The following is a 1442-nucleotide window of genomic DNA, read 5'->3' on the forward strand; positions in this document are numbered from 1 at the left end:
GTGTGCTGCCGCGCACGCTGCACGTGGAGGCGCCGTCGCCGCACGTGGACTGGTCGGCGGGCGCGGTGCGGCTGCTGACGCAGGAGCAGGAGTGGACGCGGGACGAGGCCCGTCCGCGTCGGGCGGCGGTGTCGTCCTTCGGCATCAGCGGAACCAACGCGCACGTCATCCTGGAGGAGATCCCGACCGCGGACCCGGAGATCGAGGAGCGGGCCGCCCCGGCTCTGGTCCCGTGGGTGCTGTCGGCGCGCTCCGAGTCCGCGCTGCGTGAACAGGCCGTGCGGCTGCGGGAGTTCGTGGCCGCTGATGGTGCTCTGGACCCGGTGGACGTGGGGTTCTCGTTGGTGAGCACGCGTGCGGTGTTCGAGCATCGTGCGGTGGTGGTGGGTGCGGACCGGGCGGAGCTGCTGGCCGGGTTGGAGTCCATCACCCCTGCGGTTGCCGGGGCTGGCGGGACAGCGTTCCTGTTCACCGGGCAGGGCAGCCAGCGGGTGGGGATGGGGCGCGAGCTGTATGCGGCCTCGCCCGTCTTCGCGGCCGCGTTCGATGCGGTGTGCGCGGAGCTTGACGGGCATGTGGGCCGGTCGCTGAAAGAGATCGTCTTCAGCGATGCCGATGGTCTGCTGGATCAGACGCGGTTCACGCAAGCGGCGTTGTTCGCGGTGGAGACGGGGTTGTTCCGGGTCGCGGAGGCGGCCGGGGTGCGGCCGGATGCGTTGATCGGGCACTCGGTCGGTGAGCTGGCCGCCGCCCACGCGGCAGGGGTCCTCTCACTGGCGGACGCGTCCGCGCTGGTCGCGGCGCGGGGCCGGCTGATGCAGGCCGCACGGACGGGCGGCGCGATGCTCGCCATCGCCGCACCCGAAGCCGACGTGACCCCGCTCCTCGGCGAAGACGTCGACCTCGCTGCGGTGAACGGGCCTTCGGCCGTCGTCATCTCCGGTGACGAGGACGCGGTCGAGACCATCGCCGAGCATTTCCGCGACCAGGGTGTGAAGGTCAAGCGGCTCACGGTCAGCCACGCCTTCCACTCCCCGCACATGGACAGCGTCCTGGACGAGTTCCAGGCCATCGCCGCCACCCTCACCTTCAACCCGCCCTCGATCCCGATCGTCTCGAACGTCACCGGTCTGATCGCGACGGCCGAGGAACTCGCCGATCCCGCGTACTGGGCCCGGCACATCCGTGGCGCCGTCCGTTTCCACGACGGCCTCACCACCCTCCAGGCCCAGGGGATCGCCACCTACCTCGAACTCGGCCCGGACCCGGTCCTGACCGCGATGGTCGAGGAGGGCGCCACGGCTGCGTTCCTGCGCAAGGGCCGTCCGGAGGACCGTACGGTCATCGCCGCGCTCGCGGCGGCGCACGCCAACGGTTCGGACGTGGACTGGAGTGGCTACCTCGCCGGTGGGCGGCGGATCGATCTGCCGACCTATGCCTTC

The 1442-nt window shown here is 71.4% G+C and carries 1 protein-coding gene; it reads left to right on the plus strand.

All coding sequences use genetic code 11. The annotated features are described in order from the left end of the window. The coding region (locus ACFWAR_RS39375; protein WP_385788546.1) for an acyltransferase domain-containing protein at window positions 1-1442 on the plus strand (1442 nt) is incomplete at both ends.

This window comes from Streptomyces sp. NPDC059917 (genome assembly GCF_042730635.1).
In the GTDB taxonomy this organism is placed as follows: domain Bacteria; phylum Actinomycetota; class Actinomycetes; order Streptomycetales; family Streptomycetaceae; genus Streptomyces.